The sequence below is a fragment of the Gordonia sp. NPDC003424 genome, from assembly GCF_053588655.1.
The window spans coordinates 168395-185618 of record NZ_JBSFQJ010000001.1; the positions used below are offsets into that span (position 1 = coordinate 168395).

Consider the following 17224-nt stretch of genomic DNA (forward strand, 5'->3'; position numbering starts at 1 on the left):
TCCGCGAAAGAAGCGGTCGCCCACGCCAGGCCTCACTCCATCCGCGAAAGAAGCGGTCGCCCACGCCAGGCCTCACTCCATCCGCGAAAGAAGCGGTCGCCCACGCCAGGCCTCACTCCATCCGCGAAAGAAGCGGCCGCCGGGAACGGGCTCAGCTCGCCAGACGCGGGAGGCGGACCCAGAAGGTGGCGCCTTCGCCGGGTACCGAGTCGACACCGACGGTGCCATTGTGTGCGTCGACGAGCGCCGCGACGATGGACAGGCCCAGACCGCTGCCGCCACCCTTGTCCCCGCGGCTCCGCGACGAATCCCCGCGGTAGAACCGCTCGAAGACGTGCGAGGCCTCGTCGGGGGTCAGCCCCTGCCCCGTGTCGGTGACGGTCAGCACCACATCGTCACGGCCGCCGGACTGGTCGAGGGTGATACCGACGGTGATCGACGCGTCGTCGGGGGTATGGGCAACCGCGTTGTTGATCAGGTTGCGCAGCACCTGCAGCAGTCGCGGCGCGTCTCCCGACACCATCGGTGGTTCGTCGGAGTCGCCGATGACGATCTCGATGTCACGCTGCGGGGCAGCGGCTCGGGCGCCGAGCACCGCGTCGGCGGCCAGTGCGAGCACGTCGACGGGGGCCGATTCCACGGGTCGATGGGCGTCGAGGCGTGCCAGCATCAGCAGATCCTCGACGAGCAGCCCCATGCGGCCGGCCTCGGTGTCGATCCGGCCCATCGCGTCTTCCACGTCGGGGACCGCGCCCTGCTTGTAGAGTTCGGCAAACCCCTTGATCGACGTCAGCGGTGTGCGCAGTTCATGGCTCGCGTCGGCGACGAACCGCCGCATCTTCTCCTCGGAGTTCCGTGCCTGCTGCTCGGACGCGGCGGTCGCGGCGAAGGCCCGCTGGATCTGCCCCAGCATCGTGTTCAACGACAACGACAGACTGCCGACCTCGGTGTTCACCGGCGCCGGCGGGACCCGCATGTTGAGGTTTCCGGCCGCGATGGCGTGCGCCGTCTCCTCCACGCGGCGCAGCGGTTTCAGACTGTTGCGGACAAGTCCATAACTCAGCAGACCGATGGCGATCACCACGACAGCGCCGATACCGAGCTGCAACCACATCAGACGCGTGAGGGTGGCCTGCACGTCGGTCAGGGGTGTGGCCACGACGGACTCGCCGTACGGGGTGGACGCTCGGACGACCCGCCAGTCGGGTCCGTCGCCGTCGGCCGAACCGACGGTCACCGGGCCCGCCGCGTCGGCCGGGATGGCGTCGATGTCGGGCTCGTCGGCGAAGTCGTTGTTGGTGATGGTGTCGCCGGTGCCGATGGTGATCATCGAAAAGTATTGCGACGGAGGGCGACGTGGACCCGGGGCCGGTCCCTGCTGCGGCATGGTGGACGGGTCGCGTGGTTTGGCCCAGGTCTGCACGGCGTTGATCAGGTTCGCATCGACACGCGATATCAGGTCCTGCTTCATCGCCGAGGTGACTGCCAGACCGGATGCGAGCAGACCGAGTACGACGAGCACGAGGGTCAGGGCCACCAACGAAATCCGGAGTGGTACACCACGCTTTCGCGTCTGGTCCAGCCGGGACAACAACGCGGCCGGCTCGGACCTGGTCGGGGCCGGCTCGGCGTGGTGTCGGGTTGCGGTCACCCGCGTGGCTCTCGCATCACGTAACCGACACCGCGCAAGGTGTGGATGAGTGGCTTCTCGCCGTAGTCCAGCTTGCGGCGCAGATAGGAAACGTACGACTCGACCACGTTGACCTCACCACCGAAATCGTAGTTCCAGACATGATCGAGGATGCGGGGCTTGGACAGCACCGTGCCCGCGTTCACCATGAAGTAGCGCAACAGGGTGAACTCGGTCGGCGAGAGCGACACCAGTCTGCCGGCCTTGAAGACCTCGTGGGTTTCGTCGTCGAGTTCGATGTCCGCGAAGCGGATTCGGGACGTGTCCTTGGCCTGTTCGTCGAAACCGCTGCGCCGCAACAGCACCTGCAGTCGGGCCACGACCTCCTCGAGGGAGAACGGTTTGGTCACGTAGTCGTCGCCGCCGATGGTCAGGCCGTTGATCTTGTCCTCGACCGAATCCCGGGCCGACAGGAACAGCGCGGGTGCCTCGACGCCGTCGGCGCGGAGTCGGCGCAGCAGACCGAAGCCGTCCATGCCCGGCATCATCACGTCGAGGATCAACGCGTCGGGCTTGAAGTTGCGGCACCGGTCGATGGCAGCCGGACCGTTCTCGGAAGTCTCGACCTCATAGCCCTGAAACTTGAGCGACACCGAGAGCAGTTCTCGGATGTTGGCCTCGTCGTCGACGACCAGGATCTTCGCGCCGTTGTCCCTCGCAGTTTCGTTCATGCCATCACTATCTCCCAGGAAGCTCACCTTTCACTGGATATTGTCTGGGAGCTGGCTGTGAGGTGTGACCTGCGGTTTCGTCGGGTCGGCGTCGGGGGGTCAGGGTCCGTACAAACGTGCGACATCCGGCGAATCGAGCCAGCCGGAGTACGTGGGCCGCTGGGGCCAGCCGGTCGGCGAGTCCTGCCAGACCTCTTGCCGCCCCCACGGCAACGCATCGACCAGGCCGAAGGTGTGGCCGAGTTGTTCGACGCCGCGACCGTTCGTATGCCAGGAGCGGTACACGGTGTCGGCGTCGCGCACGAAGGTGTTGATGCCGAATCCCTCGCCGGGTCCGGCGTCCATGTCGGCGCCGAAGCTGCTGTCCGACGACGAGTACCAGTCCATCTGATTGCCCACCTTGCGCCGGTACGCCAACGCCTCGTCGATGGGTCCGTTGGTGACGATGACGAAGCGGGCGTCGTAGTTGTCGAGGAAGTCGAGGCGCGTGAACTGTGACGTGAAGCTGGTGCAGCCGCCGCACTGGAACTCCGCACCGTCGTTCCACATGTGGTGGTAGACGATGAGCTGGGATCGGCCGTCGAAGATGTCGATGAGCCGAATCTCGCCGTCGGGTCCGATCAACGTGTAGTCGGGTAGCGCCACGACGGGCAGGCGCCGACGCTGGGCGGCGATCGCGTCGAGTTCGCGGGTGGCCGCTTTCTCCCGTGTGCGCAGGTCGGCGAGCGCCGCCTGCCAGGTGCCGCGATCGACCGCGTCCGGAATGCCTTCGGTCATGGTGGACCTCCTTCGAATGTCGACGTCGGTTGGGTAGACCAGGCCACGCGCCAGAAGTCATCGATCGCCCATGCCGCCGGCAACGGGCTCACCGACGCATGAACGGCGCCGGATAGCCGGGCGTCGGCCGCACGTCGCCGAGCCAGGCGGTCAGGCGCTCGGCTTCGGCCGCCAATGCCCGCGACGCGGCTCGCGACAGTTTCTCCAGCGGATGCACGACGATCGTCCCGTCCTCGCGATTCTGCCGCCAGCCACCGACAATGCGGCCGTCCCACCAGGCGGTCTGCCCGCCGTTGCCGGTGCGGTCGAAGATGTGCGCGGCGTGCGGGTCGAGGTAGAACCCGCGGTCGGCCCAGCCCATCGTCGTCGGATCGAGTTCGGGCAGGAGCAACGCCCGGGGTTCGACGTCGTCGTCATCGTCGAGGTCGTCGGCCATCAGGTAGCCGGTCTGTCCTCGCTCCAGCGCCACCTCGACGACGTCGAGGTCGGCGAGTGCCGCCCGAACCGCGCGTTTCGTGGTGCCCAGCCACCACACGAGATCGGCCTCGGTGCCGGGGCCGAACGAGCGAAGCCACCGCTGGACGAGCGCACGGTGCCCGTCGGCGACCGACACCTCGGGGACCGGCTCACCCAGCCAGAGCGTCATCGACGCCCACGCCGGACGGGACTGATGCCAGTTGGGGGTGGTGTTGGGGCCCCGCACGATCTCGCCCGCCGCACTCATCATGTTGAGCACCCGCGGGCCCATCGGCACCCGCCCGCCCCACGACTTGCCCGGCGAGACCTCGACATGGCCGTCCAGCGCGGGCAGCCGCTCCCGCAGTTCGGTCGAGGTGCGCGCCGCGCCGTCGGCGAGGTCGTCGAGCACTGCCTGCCGTGCCGTGTCGATCCAGCGCTCCGGGTCGTCGAATGCCGGACTGCGCCGAAGGTCGCGCAGCATGTTGGTGCGTTCCGACGCGGCCACCCGGGGGCCGACCGCGCCGATCGCCTCGGCCAGCACGGGTCGGGTGACGACAAACAAGGTGCGTCGCATCGCCAGCTGCTTGACGAGGGTGCGATCGCGGTAGAGGGCATCGCTGATCGCCTCGGGTGCGACATCGGTCATCCGGGCCCGCGCCGACAGGTAGACCGTCGACGGGGTGGTCGCGTGCAAGCCGACCATCGCGTCGGCCACCGCGGTGACCGCATCGGCCCGCACCTCGTCGGCCAGCAGGTGCCGGCGCATCAGCCGGGCGCGACGTTGCGCGTCGCCGACGACGGGGCGCGCCGTCACGCGGTGTTCGGTGCGGCGACCGCCTCGATCTCGACGAGTTGGTCGTCGTAGGCGAGCACGGTGACGCCGTGCATCATCGCGGGCGGCACCGGGGTGCCGAACTCGGCCAGCACCTCCTGCCATGCGACGTAGAGATCGGCCTGCAGGTGCTCGGCGACGTAGATGGTGAGTTTGACGACGTCCGACAGTGCGGCGCCCTGTTCACCCAGCACGGTGGAGAGGTTCGCCAGGCACACCCGGGTCTGCCCGACGACATCGCCGGGGGCGACGATCTGGCCGTCCGCATCGAGCGGGCTGATGCCGGCGGTGAAGATCAGCGGTCCGGGCGCGACCGTCGCGCTGTACGCGAACCCGCCGTCGTGCAGGGCGGCCGAACCGTTCAGGCGAACTCGGGTCATGCGCCCGATCCTACGTCGGCGAAAGTCTGCTGCGCCGTTGCGCGACATGCACCCCCGACCGGGCGGTGTCCGTCGCACCGCCACATGTCGTGCAACGGCAGCAGCTGCGTGTCCGATGGCCCTCGAACTCGCCGGGACCAGTTGACCCCACCTGCGGACACGAATCCATCACCGTCGCCGGAATGGGCTCAAACACGCTGGTCAGCGCCGGATCCGACTTTCCGGACCGGACACCGGACCCACCTCCGGAACACCGGAGAACCGACGCCGGGGCCGCTCGGTTGGCCAGCACGGCCCGGTTCGGCGCATCATTGAGGCGAACTTGTCGGTCGGGGACTTCAGTGGGGGCGAGTGGATTTCGGGGAGGCATTGGCCCGGTTGTTCGTGCAGGCCGGGCGGCCGACGCTGCGTGCTGCCGCGGCGCGGTCGACGGTATCGGCGCAGCGGATCAGCGACTGGCGCAACGGGCGGCATCTGCCGCGCGACTTCGGCACCGTCGAGCCCCTGTTGGTGTGGCTCACGTCCCGGGCCGTCGCCGCCGGCGAGCCCGACGTTCTCACGATCCCGAAGTGGAAGGAACTCTGGGATCAGCATCTGACCGAACACGGCCGGGACGCGGAGTCGGCGACGCCGGTCCCGGACGGCCCGCCCGTCGCCCGCCCGTACGCCGGGCTGGCGACCCTCACCGCCGCCGACAGCGCCGTGTTCTTCGGCCGCGACGACCTCGTCGAAACGCTCGTCGACACGATCCTGGACACCGCAGCCGCCCCGAGCGGGCCGCGGCTGATCATCGTCGCCGGTGTGTCCGGGTCGGGGAAGTCGTCGCTACTCGGCGCCGGACTGGCCCGCGACGCCCGGTTGACCGCGCCCCGGCGCGCCGCGATCACGCCGGACGGCATCCACGTCGACGACGGACCCGACTCGCCGGTGATCGTCGTCGACCAGTTCGAGGACGTGTTCGCCCTTCCCGACGACATCCTCGTCGCGGCGGTCGGCCGGATCGAGGAACTCGCCGGTGACTCGGTGGTGGTGCTCGGGGTCCGCGCCGACTTCTTCGGCCAGTGCGTGGAGTTCCCACTCCTCGCGCAGGCGTGGCAGCAGCGGTGCGTCATCGTGTCGGAGATGACCGGGTCGCAACTGCGGGAAGTGATCACCGGGCCGGTCAAGCTGGCGGGCGGGCGGATCGAGTCCGGGCTGGCGGACGTGATGATCAGCGACCTGCACTCGGCATCACCGATCGGTGACCGCGCCGGACGACTGCCGCTGCTCGCGCACGTGCTGGCGGCGACCTGGGCGCGCCGATCCGGCAATCGCATGACGATCAGCGGTTACCGCGCCACCGGTGGCATCGCCCGGGCCGTCGCCGATACCGCCGAAGCGGCATGGTCGGCGGTCGATCCCGGTGACCGCAACCTCGCGCGTGCGCTGCTGCTCGCGCTGGTGCACGTCGGCCCCGCCGGTATCGCGCTGCGCGTGCCGCTGGCCACCGACACGATCGCCGACCGGTTCCCGTCGCGGATCTCCCGGGTGATCGACATCTTCGCCCACGCCCGGCTGCTCATCATGTCGTCGGAGTCGGTGATGCTCGTGCACGACGTCATCCTGACGTCGTGGCCGCGGCTGGCCGAGTGGATCGCCGCGGACTCCACCGTGCACCTGTGGCGGCAACAACTCGACACCGACACCGCGTCGTGGATCGACACCGAGCACAGCCGATCGTTCCTCTATACGGGTTCGCGGCTCGACACGGCCCGCCAGCATCGGGCGGCGCTACGGCAGAACTATCAACACCTGTTGTCGGCCGAGAACGAGGAGTTCCTCGACGCGGCCGTCACCCTTCAGCGACGACGACGTGTCGTGCGGTTGTTGTCGATCGCGACGGTGGTGATCCTCGCGGTCGCGTCGTCGATCACCGCCGCGATCGCATTGCGTCAGGCGCACGCCCTGACCCAGCAGCGCAACAGCGCGGAACGGGCGGCGCTGCTCTCGCACATCGACAGCCTGCAGCAGAGCAACCCGTCGCTGGCGGCGCGGCTGCTTCTCGTCGCCGAGAGCCTCTACCCCGACGATCCGACGGTGAGCCAACGTGTCCTCGGCGCCACCACCAGCCCACTGGCCCGCCCCCTGCACGGACACACCGGGCCGATCTACGACGTCGCATTCAACACCGACGGCACGCTGCTCGCGTCGGCCAGCGGCGACCGCACCGCACGCCTGTGGCAGCACACCGACGGCGGGTCCTTCCGATCCGTCGCCACCCTCGGCGGCTACGGAAACTACCTGACCTCCAACAGTTTTCATCCATCCCAACCGTTGCTGGCTACGGGCAGCGGCGATGGCACGGTGCGGATATGGGACATCCGATCACCGGCCACCCCTCGTCAGGTCACCGCGGTGTCCCCCGGTCACGGCACGGTGTATCTGGTGCGGTTCGCGCCCGACGGCCGTCATCTCGCGGCCTCCTCGGATGACGGCTCGGTGACCGTCTTCCGCATCGACGGCAACGGAACCCTCAGCGAGACAGTCGTTCTCGACGCACATATCGGTGCCACCCGCACCCTCGCATACAGTCCCGACGGGCGGCTACTGGCGACCGGCGGCGACGACCGCGTGGTTCGGTTGTGGGACAACAGTTTCCCCGATCACCCCACGCCGCTCGGGGCGCCCATCACCGGATTCCCGAGCATCACCCACTCGGTGGCGTTCAGCGCCGACAGCCGTTCCCTCGCGGTGACCGGCGACAGCCCCAACGCCCAATTGTGGAATGTCTCCGACCCCGCACGGCCCGTGCCGTGGACCACCTCGATGCCCACGACCACCGCCGGCTCGTGGTCGATCACGTTCGGCCCCAACGGTAAGCAGGTGGCATCGGCACGCGCCGACGGCGCTGTCACGGTGTGGAACACCGTCGATCCGTCGGCGCCGGTGACCCAGTGGTCCCTGCCATCGGCCAGCGCCCAAGGCGTGTCCGAACAGGGATCGGTCCGCACCTTCTCCACCGCGTTCAGCCCGGACGGTTCGAGCCTCGTCGTCGGACGCTCCGACGGGACCCTTGATCTGTGGAGCCTGCCGTCGACGGTCATCCCCGACCGAGGCGGAGTCATCACCGGGCTGGCCCGCAGCAACGGCGGCGAGGTGCTCGCCTCGGTCGGCACCGACACCACCCTCGACGTCTGGACCGACGGCACCGGCGGCTGGATTCAGCACGCGCGCATGCCGATCCAGCGGCGGGTCAACGATCACCCGACGGTTTCGATGAACGCGGCGGGCACCACGGCGGCAACCGCGAACAACAACGGCGGGCAGATCCAACTGTGGGACATCGCCGATCCGGCCGCCCCCGCACTTGCCGCGGAGCTCTCGGTCAACACCCGCTACACCAACGCGACGGCGTTCGCACCGTCGTCCGACATCCTGGCGACCGGCCTCACCGACACCACGGTGCAGCTGTGGGACACCACCGATCCGCGCCATCCGTCGCCGCTCGGTGGCCCGCTGACCGGGCCCGGCGACCTGATCCGCAGTATCGCGTTCAGTCCGGACGGCACCCGGCTGGCGGTGGCGTCCGACGACAAACGTGTGTACCTCTACGATCTGAACGGCCGTCGGGACTCCCCGACGGTGATCGACATCGACACGCCCGCCGTGGCAGCCATCTTCAGCGCCGACGGGAGCACCGTGGTCGTCGCATCCCGCGATCTGACCACCTGGGACATCACCGCCGCGTCTCCGCGGATGGTGTCACGTCGGCCCGACGTCCATGCCGCCACACTGTCGTTGTCGCCGACGCGGCTCATCGTCGGTACTGCCACACACCATTTGATCTCCTACACGCTCACCGGTGAGCATCGGCTGACCGACGAGCAGGCGATCGCGCCACTGATCTCCACGACCGACACCACGACCACGTGGCAGCTGCCGCGCCGGATGACATCCGACCACGAGATCGTCACCGGCGGCGACACCACCGGGAGCATCCAGGAAAAGACCACTGATCCCGTTGTGGCACAACAATGGATCTGTGGCACCACCGCAGAGCTGACACCGGCGCAACGCGTCATGTATCTGCCGCACACCGACATTCCCCCCGAGTGCGGCTGACGGTGACCGACGACGGACCGGCCAGTCAGCCGGGAGACGGGTGGCGAGCCGGTTCAGCGTCTGCCGTATGCCGAACAGGTCTCATCCGTGCATCTCGGCACGGGATCCGTCAGCGGAAGCCGAGAACCTCGTCGCCCCATGCCTTCCGGAGATCCGCGTCGAGATCGGCGACGATCCGGTCCTCGGCATCGATGACGAGGGTCGCGCGGTCCTCGACGTCGAAGGCCGGCCACGGCAAGGTCGGGTCGCGCGCCGGATCGCCGCGGTGCGCGAACGAGGTCCATCGCCGCTGCATGCGATTCGACACCGCCTCACCGGTCTTGCGGCCACCGAGCCGGAATGTGACGTCCGTCGGCCCGAGAGTGAGGTTGCCGAACACATACGGCAGCTCGGTGGCGTGCGTGGCACCGAGGGTGAGAACCCGCAACATCCTTGTCGCCCAATCAAATCGGTACAGGAAGACCGGTGCTCGTCGGCTGTGCGCGTCGGCGATCCACACGGTGGGCATCCGGAATGCGATGTCGCGGGCGACACCGAGTCCGGCGATCTTGGGGCTCATCCCCTGATAGGCGGAGGTGATCTGTGCGCGTGGTGGCAGCGTCACCTCGGGATGCTCGGCGGCCAGGGTCGCGAACATCCGCTCGATGTCGGCCGGTGCGATCGGCATCATCGGCGAGCGCATCCACTTGAACAGCGCCGCCTCGTCCTTGTTGGTACCGATCAGCAGTGGCACCGGATGCGACGCGCCGTCACGGAACACGTCCATCGGGTTGCGCGGCAACAGATCTCCGTCGATCACCGGCGCGAACGGAATCGTTCCCGGGGTGGCCGTCGGCACCTGGTCCATGAGGGCCATCGTCGCCTTGACCGCCCGGTCCACCGAAAGGTCGGCCAGATCTTTTCCTGACGCATCGGCCGCTGCGAGGAACTGCTTGGCCACCCGGGCGGCCCGGGCCTGGTCGTACATGGATGTGGCGGGCGAACTCTCCGCGATGGCCTTCTGGAACAGGCCGTGGGCGGCGGGCACGGTCAGCAGCGTGGTCACGATCCCCGCACCGGCCGACTCGCCGAACACGGTGACGTTCGCCGGGTTTCCGCCGAACGCCGCGATGTTGTCGTGCACCCACTGCAGCGCGCACAGGACGTCGCTGAGCGCGGGATTGGACTCGAAGCGCGCCTCGCGATCGTCGTTCAGTGACGAGAAGTCGGCGAAACCGAACGCTCCGAGCCGGTAGTTGATGGTGACCACCACGACGTCGCCGTCGACGACGAGCCGGGTGGCGTCGTAGAGCGGCTGGCTCCCGCTGCCCAGGATGTAGGCGCCGCCGTGTATCCACACCATCACCGGGCGCGGGCGGGATCCGGTCGACGCACCCAACGGCGTCCACACGTTCAGGAAGAGACAGTCCTCGTCCAAAGCGACGTCGACCCCGAGGCTGAAGCCGGGCATCTGGGCCTGCGGACTCACGGCGCCGAACCTGTCGGCGTCGAGGATGTCGGTGTGCGGTTTCACCGGGCGGGCCCGCCGCCAGCGCAGATCGCCGATGGGCGGCTCGGCGTACCGGATGCCTTTCCACACGTCGACGCCGTTGCCCGAGGTTCCGCGGACCGGGCCGGAGGTGGGGTGGACGACGAGGGTTTCCGACGACATACCTTCGATGGTGCCGCATGGACACGTCTCGGTCGCATGAGGCGCATCACAGGTCGGAACGCGTCACTTCCGGGGCCCGTTCACATCTGGGCCCCGGAGTCGATGTCGAATGTTTGGAGCCCCCTGTCAGGATTGAACTGACGACCGCTCGCTTACAAGGCGAGTGCTCTACCACTGAGCTAAGGAGGCCTGCGTGCGCGAGTATATCGGCCAAGCGCTGGGGTACTTGAACCCCGTCCGCCTGATCGGTGACTCTCAGGCGACGATCGACACCATCGAGCCGGGCAGCATCCAGGTGTCGCCGCGCAAACCGATCGATCGGTTCGACGTCGGCGCGATCACCGAGGTGCTCGATCTCGCCACCAAGATCGGTGCGGTCCTGCTCGATTCGGGTACTGCCGCCGTCGATACCCAACACCAGATCGAATTCGTCGCCGGCGTGTACGGACTCGAGGACGTCGACGTCGACGTCACCTACAACACGATCGTCGTCAGTGCACGTCGCGGTGCCACGTTGCCGCCCATCACCACGATGGAGCAGGTGTACTACCGCTCGATGGACTTCACCCGGCTCGCACAGATCGATCGTCTGGTGCGGCGTATCCGCGACATGGCGATCACGCCGGAGACCGCGCACCGGATGGTCGATCAGATCATCACCGCCCCGCATCCCTATCGCCATCGGGTGGCCACCACGGCGTGGGGGCTGATGGCGTCGGCGGTCGCGGTCCTGCTCGGTGCGGGTGCGATCGGCTCGTTGATCGCATTTCTCAGCACCGTCGTCATCATCGTCGTCAACCGGCGGCTCAACCGGGTCGGGACGCCGGTGTTCTTCCAGCAGATCACCGGCGGGTTCATCGCCGTCGTCCCGGCGGCGGTGGTGTTCGGCTCCACCGAACACCTCGGCATCGACCTCACGCCGTCACTGACGATCGCCGCCGGCATCGTCGTGCTGCTGTCCGGGCTGTCGCTGGTCGGTTCGGTCCAGGACGCGATCACCGGGGCACCGATCACCGGCGTCGCCCGGTTCTTCGAGGTCCTGCTGATGACCGGCGGGCTCGTCGCCGGTGTCGGCATCGCGATCCAGCTGCTGCAGTGGTTCGGGATCTATCTGCCGTCGATCACCACCGACACCACCTTTCCGGCCGTCGAGCTTCCGGTTCGCATCCTCGCCGGCGCGGTCGCGGCGGCCGCCTACGCCCTGGCCAGTTATGCCGAGAAACGCGCCCTGCCCGTCGCCTTCATGGGCGGCGTGATCGGTGCGGCGATCGTCGCCTCCGGCTCGTTCGTCCCGATCGGGGATGTCATCGCGAACGGTGTCGCCGCGTCCGCGGTGGGTCTCGTCGGCGGCCTGATGGCACGTCGCGCGCTCACCCCACCGCTCGTCGTCGCCGTCGCGGGCATCACCCCGCTGCTGCCCGGTCTGGCGGTGTACCGAGGGCTGTACGGCATCCTCAACGATCAGACGCTCGTCGGCTTCACCTGGATGACCAGTGCATTCGCCACCGGCGTGGCACTCGCGGCGGGTGTCACGCTCGGCGAGTTCATTGCCCGCCTACTGCGCCGACCGCATCTGCCGCGGCGCCCCGAGTGGATGGCCATGCTCCGCCGCGATCGCGCGTACACCGCCACCGGCGCGCCAGGACGTCGCCAGGTACTGCCCGGAAAGAGCCGACCGAACAGGTAGAATCGGATGTCGCGCGCGACCGCGCGTGGGACTGCCCGGCAGCCACCGCCGCCGGAAGACGATTGTGAACACAGAGGACACCATGCCTGCGAAGACCACCGACCTCACCGACGAAGAGCTGGAGCCGGTAGCCGACGAAACCGCCAGTTCGGCCCGCCGGGTCGTCGCCGCATACGCCACCGACGCCGACGAGTGCCGAATGCTGCTCTCCATGTTGGGGATCGCCCCGGGCGAGAACGCCTGAGGCGATGGCGGAGTCCGGGCACGTTGAAGACGGCGGGACTACCGCCGACATCCAGGGCGACGCACAGTTCGTCGTCGTAGCCAATCGTCTCCCGGTGGACAAAGCCGTTCTGCCGGACGGGACGGTGCAATGGAAACGCAGCCCGGGCGGACTCGTGACCGCCCTCGAGCCGCTGCTGCGCACCAAGACCGGCGCGTGGGTGGGCTGGTCCGGGATCGCCGACTCCGACGACAACCCGGACATCCCAGGTATCGAGATCTTCGCCGTACCCCTCTCGACGCGAGAGATCGCCGAGTACTACGAGGGTTTCTCCAACGCCACACTGTGGCCGCTCTACCACGACGTCATCGTCAAGCCCGAATATCACCGCGACTGGTGGAACACCTACGTCGAGGTCAACCGCCGCTTCGCCGAGGCCACCGCGAAGGCGGCGGGACCCGGCGCAGTCGTCTGGGTGCAGGATTATCAGCTGCAACTCGTGCCGAAGATGCTGCGGATGCTGCGGCCGGATCTGAAAATCGGCTTCTTCCTGCACATCCCGTTCCCGCCGGTCGAGTTGTTCATGCAGAATCCGTGGCGCACCGAGATCGTCGAGGGTCTGCTCGGTGCCGACCTGATCGGCTTCCACCTGCCGGGCGGCGCCCAGAATTTCCTTTATCTCGCACGACGACTCGCCGGCCAGGCCACCAGCAAGGGCACCGTCGGTGTGCGTTCGCGATTCGGTGTGGTGCAGGTGGGGTTCCGCACCGTCCGGGTGGGCGCATTCCCCATCTCGATCGCCTCCGGGGAACTCGACACCAAGGCGCGGTCGCGCGAGATCCGCAAACGCGCCACCGAGATTCGCAAAGAGCTCGGCAACCCGAAGACCATCCTGCTCGGTGTCGACCGCCTCGACTACACGAAGGGCATCGACGTCCGTCTCGAAGCGCTTTCGGAATTGTTGGCCGAGAAGCGGATCGACCCGACCGAGACGGTCATGGTGCAACTCGCGACGCCGAGCCGCGAACGCGTGGACTCGTACGTGAAGATGCGGGCCGGGATCGAACAACTCGTCGGCAACATCAACGGCAACTACGGTGCCGTCGGCCAACCGGTGGTGCAATACCTGCATCGTCCGGTCCCCCGCGACGATCTCATCGCGTTCTTCGTCGCGGCCGACGTCATGCTGGTGACCCCGATGCGCGACGGCATGAACCTGGTCGCCAAGGAGTACGTCGCGTGTCGCAGCGACTTGGGCGGGTCACTGGTCCTCAGCGAATTCACCGGCGCGGCAGCCGAATTACGGACCGCATATCTGTGCAATCCGTACGATCTCGACGGGGTCAAGGATGCCATCGAGGCCGCCATCACCCAGACGCCGACCGAGGGACGACGACGCATGCGGGCGCTGCGCCGGCAGGTCCTCACCCATGACGTCGCGAAGTGGGCAGACAGCTTCTTGACCACCTTGTCCGCGTCGACGGAAACCGCGTCCGACGCCAACCGCGGCGTGCATCTCGTCACCGTGGACCACGACGCGTGAGCGCCAACGGTATTCCCGCCGACCTACGTGACGCGTTGGCCGTCGCCGCACAGGTGCGGGTCCTGCTGGTGGCCTCCGACTACGACGGCTGCGTCTCGCCGATCGTCTCCCGGCCCGAAGATGCCGTCCCCAATCCGGCATCGATCGCCGCGCTCGACGCCCTCGCCGCCCTCGATGACACCCCGGTTGCCGCGGTGTCGGGACGCGAGCTCGCGGTACTGGCCGGTCTGTCCGGACTCCGGTCGCCCGTGACCCTCGTCGGCAGCCACGGCAGCGAGTTCGCCAGCGGCTTCGCCGAAGAGATCACTCCTGAGCGGCAAGCGCTGCTGGATCGACTGATCACCGAATTACGTTCCATCGCTGCCGATTATCCCGGAGCGATGGTGGAGACCAAGCCGGCGAGCACCACCTTGCATGTCCGCAACGTCGTCGACGACGCCGACGGCGCGTTGACGCGGGCACGGTCGGGTCCGGCGTCGTGGCCGGGCGTCGAGGTGACCGAGGGCAAGTCCATCATCGAGCTGGCGGTGATCGAGACCAGCAAAGGACACGCCCTCGACGTCCTGCGCGAGCGCGACCACGCCGACGCGGTGATCTACCTCGGCGACGACGTGACCGACGAGAAGGCCTTCGCGCACCTGCGCCCGGAGTCGGGCGACATCGGCATCAAGGTCGGCTCCGGAGACACCGTGGCGCAGTACCGGATCGGCGACCCCGACGATGTCGCGTCGGTGTTGGAGTTGGTGCTGGAGCTGCGTAGAGAGTGGCTGGGCTGACAGCACCGACCGGTTCGCGCGTGCGTGGGGCGCAACGGTCCCTCCGCTCGTCTCGGTGAGCGACTTCCGTTGTCAAACAGCCGATCTCGATGCGGCGCCTCGCTTCGCTCGGAGCCTTACTCGATCAACGAAGAAACAGCGGTGCCGCAACCCTGCCCGAGGTCGAGCCTTACTCGATCAACGAAGAAGCAGTGGTGCCGCAACCCTTCCCGACGTCCGCAATCCACCCCCGCTGGTCGAGTAAGCGACCGAGCGCCAGCGAGGGAGCGCATCGAGACCCCACTCCCCCTGCCACACAGCCGATCTCGATGCGGCGCCTCGCTACGCTCGGAGCCTTACTCGATCAACGAAGAAGCCGCGGCGCCGCAACCCTGTCCACGCTCGGAGCCTTACTCGATCAGCGAAGAAACAGCGGCACCGCAACCCTGCCCGAGGTCGAGCTTTTCTCGATCAGCGGGACGGCCCGTTCGGATCGGCCTGCAAGCCGGCCGCAGCCACCAGCGGATCCGCTTCACCCGCAGAGCGTTTCGCGGTCTCGCGGATCACCCGGTGTACGAAGCCGAGTTTGCGGACGACCGGGCGCGGGATCTCGAACGGGTACAGCGGTCGACGGCCCATTGCGGTGTTGACGCGATTGAACATGGTGGCCAACCACTTCCAGTCGTAGAGCAGTCGCTCGATCGGTTGATCGGCGTACGACTGCAGCGGCACGATGTCGCGGTCCATGCTGAATCGCACCTGATCGCTTTCGAGCATCACGCCCGATTCACGGGCGGTGTCGATGGTGCCGGTGATGTGCAGGTAGTGGGCGAAGCACTCGGCGAAATCCTCCCACGGGTGCATCGTCGCGTATTCCGAGATGTAGGAGTCCTGCCAGTCCGCGGGTGGGCCGAACTTGTAGTGCCGCTCCAGTGCATCGGCATAGCTGGCGCGTTCGTCACCGAAGATCTCGCGACATCTGTCGAGATATTCCCTTGCGCCCGCCCCTGTTTCCACCAGGATGTGTTCGTAGTAGTGACCCACTTCGTGCCGGAAGTGTCCGAGCACCGTCCGATAGGGTTCCCCGAGCTGCACCCGCAGACGTTCCCGGTAGGCGTCCATGCTCTCGGCGAGATCGATGGTGATGACCCCGTCGGCGTGACCGATCATGACCGGCTTGCCGGTGGTCACGCTCGACAACAGGTCGAAGGCGAGACCACCGTCGCTGCGCCAGAACGGCTCCACGGGCAGTCCGAGGTCGGCGAGTTGGTAGATCAGCATGCGCAGGTCGGGCAGCGTGGTGCGCAGCTTGTCCAGGGCAATCGTGTCGTCGTTGTCCGGCCGCTTACGCACCAGCGAGTCGGGAAAACACCTGCCACGCAGGCCGATCGAATGCTCGTCGACCTCGGCGAGCGTCATCCAGTTGCATCCCGGGTGAGTCCAGTTGGAGCACCGGACCCAGCGTTGACCGTCGATGTCGACGCCGTCCTCGGAGGCCACGACCAGCGAGCGGGACGGAAGGTGGACGCCGACGGTCGTGCCGCACTGCGGGCACTGCTGATTCAGAAATCCCGAGAGCGCGTTGCAGATCGGGCACGTGAGCGCATGCATGCACTCAGCCTATGCGGATTCGCTCCGCTCCGGTGTCGACAGGCAGATCTCCCCGCACGGTGGCGGTCACCTTGTAGTTGTTCAGGTTGATCGAACCGCGGTGGTTGTCCAGGAATGCGGTGTCGGCGGCGTCGCGCCCCGTCGCGATACGCACCAGACTTTGCCGGGGAGCCAGCCGCGTGGCATCGACCACCACCCATTCGTCGTCGATGATCGCCTCGGCAACCGCATGGAAGTCCATCGGATCGCAGCCGGGAGCGTACACGGCGACCAGTCGCGCCGGAATGTTCAACGCCCGCAACAGGGCGACGACGAGGTGGGCGTAGTCACGGCACACGCCGGCGCCCGCCAGCAACGTGTCGGCGGCGCCGTCGATGGGATCGCTGGCACCCGGGATGTAACTCAATCGGTCCTCGACGAAGGACGTCACCTGATTCAGCAGCTCTCCCGGCGGGAGATCGGCGTCGAACTGCCCGGCGGCGAACCCGAAGAACTTGTCGCACTCCGCATATCGACTGGGACGGAGGTACACCGACCGATCGGTTGACTCGACCGGGATCGGGTCGGCGGGTGTTTCGATGCTGGCCGTGTAGTCGACGGCGACGAGTCCGGATTCGACCTGCAACCGATGGATGCGTGCGCCGTGGTCGTCGATGATCTCCTCGGGCGTGACCTCCTTGCCGTCGACGGTGATCGTCAACTGTTCGGTCATGGTCAGGCCCGGCAACTTGGCGACGGCGATCTGCATCTCGAGTTCGGTGGCGCCCGAGACGAACACCTCGAGATTGGCGCTGACATCGCGGGGGGCTGTGGTCATGCCCCCCACGGTAAGGCATCGGGCGCG

General features: G+C 67.6%; 13 protein-coding genes and 1 tRNA gene. 5 read left to right on the forward strand and 9 right to left on the reverse strand.

The window, feature by feature from the left end; translation table 11 throughout:
* Positions 1 to 151: 151 nt before the first annotated feature.
* From ACWDTI_RS00735 to ACWDTI_RS00755, 5 genes are all read right to left on the reverse strand, one after another.
* On the reverse strand, positions 152 to 1594 hold the full coding sequence (locus ACWDTI_RS00735; RefSeq protein WP_449736490.1) for a HAMP domain-containing sensor histidine kinase: 1443 nt from the start codon (positions 1592 to 1594) through the stop codon (positions 152 to 154).
* Between the two features lie 53 nt (positions 1595 to 1647).
* Positions 1648 to 2361, reverse strand: coding sequence for a response regulator transcription factor (locus ACWDTI_RS00740; protein ID WP_449736114.1), 714 nt, complete (start codon positions 2359 to 2361; stop codon positions 1648 to 1650).
* A gap of 99 nt (positions 2362 to 2460) precedes the next feature.
* On the reverse strand, positions 2461 to 3138 hold the full coding sequence (locus tag ACWDTI_RS00745; protein ID WP_449736115.1) for a DUF899 domain-containing protein: 678 nt from the start codon (positions 3136 to 3138) through the stop codon (positions 2461 to 2463).
* An 88-nt stretch (positions 3139 to 3226) separates the two neighbouring features.
* Positions 3227 to 4411, reverse strand: a complete 1185-nt coding sequence (locus ACWDTI_RS00750; RefSeq protein WP_449736116.1) for a winged helix DNA-binding domain-containing protein — start codon at positions 4409 to 4411, stop codon at positions 3227 to 3229.
* Entirely contained in the window at positions 4408 to 4809 is a 402-nt protein-coding gene (locus ACWDTI_RS00755; protein WP_449736117.1) for a RidA family protein, read from the reverse strand. The genes ACWDTI_RS00750 and ACWDTI_RS00755 overlap by 4 nt, the downstream gene beginning before the upstream one ends.
* 351 nt (positions 4810 to 5160) lie before the next feature.
* Between ACWDTI_RS00755 and ACWDTI_RS00760 the strand changes: the two genes are divergently transcribed.
* Complete coding sequence (locus tag ACWDTI_RS00760) at positions 5161 to 8910, forward strand: NACHT and WD repeat domain-containing protein (RefSeq protein ID WP_449736118.1); 3750 nt, start codon at positions 5161 to 5163, stop codon at positions 8908 to 8910.
* A 109-nt stretch (positions 8911 to 9019) separates the two neighbouring features.
* Here the strand turns inward: ACWDTI_RS00760 and ACWDTI_RS00765 are convergent, their stop codons facing one another.
* Positions 9020 to 10561, reverse strand: a complete 1542-nt coding sequence (locus ACWDTI_RS00765; protein WP_449736119.1) for a carboxylesterase/lipase family protein — start codon at positions 10559 to 10561, stop codon at positions 9020 to 9022.
* Positions 10562 to 10675: 114 nt separating this feature from the next.
* Positions 10676 to 10750, reverse strand: a tRNA-Thr gene (locus tag ACWDTI_RS00770).
* A gap of 4 nt (positions 10751 to 10754) precedes the next feature.
* Between ACWDTI_RS00770 and ACWDTI_RS00775 the strand changes: the two genes are divergently transcribed.
* From ACWDTI_RS00775 to otsB, 4 genes are all read left to right on the forward strand, one after another.
* Entirely contained in the window at positions 10755 to 12248 is a 1494-nt protein-coding gene (locus tag ACWDTI_RS00775) for a threonine/serine ThrE exporter family protein (RefSeq protein ID WP_449736120.1), read from the forward strand.
* Positions 12249 to 12330: 82 nt separating this feature from the next.
* On the forward strand, positions 12331 to 12492 hold the full coding sequence (locus ACWDTI_RS00780; protein ID WP_449736121.1) for a hypothetical protein: 162 nt from the start codon (positions 12331 to 12333) through the stop codon (positions 12490 to 12492).
* 4 nt (positions 12493 to 12496) lie between these two features.
* Positions 12497 to 14014 carry an alpha,alpha-trehalose-phosphate synthase (UDP-forming) gene (locus ACWDTI_RS00785; RefSeq protein ID WP_449736122.1) on the forward strand — a complete coding sequence of 506 codons (1518 nt, stop codon included), beginning with the start codon at positions 12497 to 12499 and terminating at the stop codon, positions 14012 to 14014.
* Positions 14011 to 14790, forward strand: a complete 780-nt coding sequence (otsB, locus tag ACWDTI_RS00790) for a trehalose-phosphatase (protein WP_449736123.1) — start codon at positions 14011 to 14013, stop codon at positions 14788 to 14790. The genes ACWDTI_RS00785 and otsB overlap by 4 nt, the downstream gene beginning before the upstream one ends.
* A gap of 450 nt (positions 14791 to 15240) precedes the next feature.
* On the opposite strand, the gene ACWDTI_RS00795 is transcribed toward otsB, so the two are convergent.
* Both ACWDTI_RS00795 and ACWDTI_RS00800 read right to left on the reverse strand, forming a co-directional pair.
* Complete coding sequence (locus ACWDTI_RS00795) at positions 15241 to 16380, reverse strand: zinc-binding metallopeptidase family protein (RefSeq protein ID WP_449736124.1); 1140 nt, start codon at positions 16378 to 16380, stop codon at positions 15241 to 15243.
* Between the two features lie 4 nt (positions 16381 to 16384).
* On the reverse strand, positions 16385 to 17197 hold the full coding sequence (locus ACWDTI_RS00800; RefSeq protein ID WP_449736125.1) for a transglutaminase-like domain-containing protein: 813 nt from the start codon (positions 17195 to 17197) through the stop codon (positions 16385 to 16387).
* Positions 17198 to 17224: the final 27 nt, after the last annotated feature.

Coding starts and splice junctions, on each gene's coding strand:
- ACWDTI_RS00765 (WP_449736119.1), bottom strand. CDS start 10,561: ATGTCGTCGGAAACCCTCGTCGTCCACCCCACCTCCGGCCCGGTCCGC.
- ACWDTI_RS00755 (WP_449736117.1), bottom strand. CDS start 4,809: ATGACCCGAGTTCGCCTGAACGGTTCGGCCGCCCTGCACGACGGCGGG.
- ACWDTI_RS00785 (WP_449736122.1), top strand. CDS start 12,497: ATGGCGGAGTCCGGGCACGTTGAAGACGGCGGGACTACCGCCGACATC.
- ACWDTI_RS00780 (WP_449736121.1), top strand. CDS start 12,331: ATGCCTGCGAAGACCACCGACCTCACCGACGAAGAGCTGGAGCCGGTA.
- ACWDTI_RS00740 (WP_449736114.1), bottom strand. CDS start 2,361: ATGAACGAAACTGCGAGGGACAACGGCGCGAAGATCCTGGTCGTCGAC.
- ACWDTI_RS00745 (WP_449736115.1), bottom strand. CDS start 3,138: ATGACCGAAGGCATTCCGGACGCGGTCGATCGCGGCACCTGGCAGGCG.
- ACWDTI_RS00795 (WP_449736124.1), bottom strand. CDS start 16,380: ATGCATGCGCTCACGTGCCCGATCTGCAACGCGCTCTCGGGATTTCTG.
- ACWDTI_RS00800 (WP_449736125.1), bottom strand. CDS start 17,197: ATGACCACAGCCCCCCGCGATGTCAGCGCCAATCTCGAGGTGTTCGTC.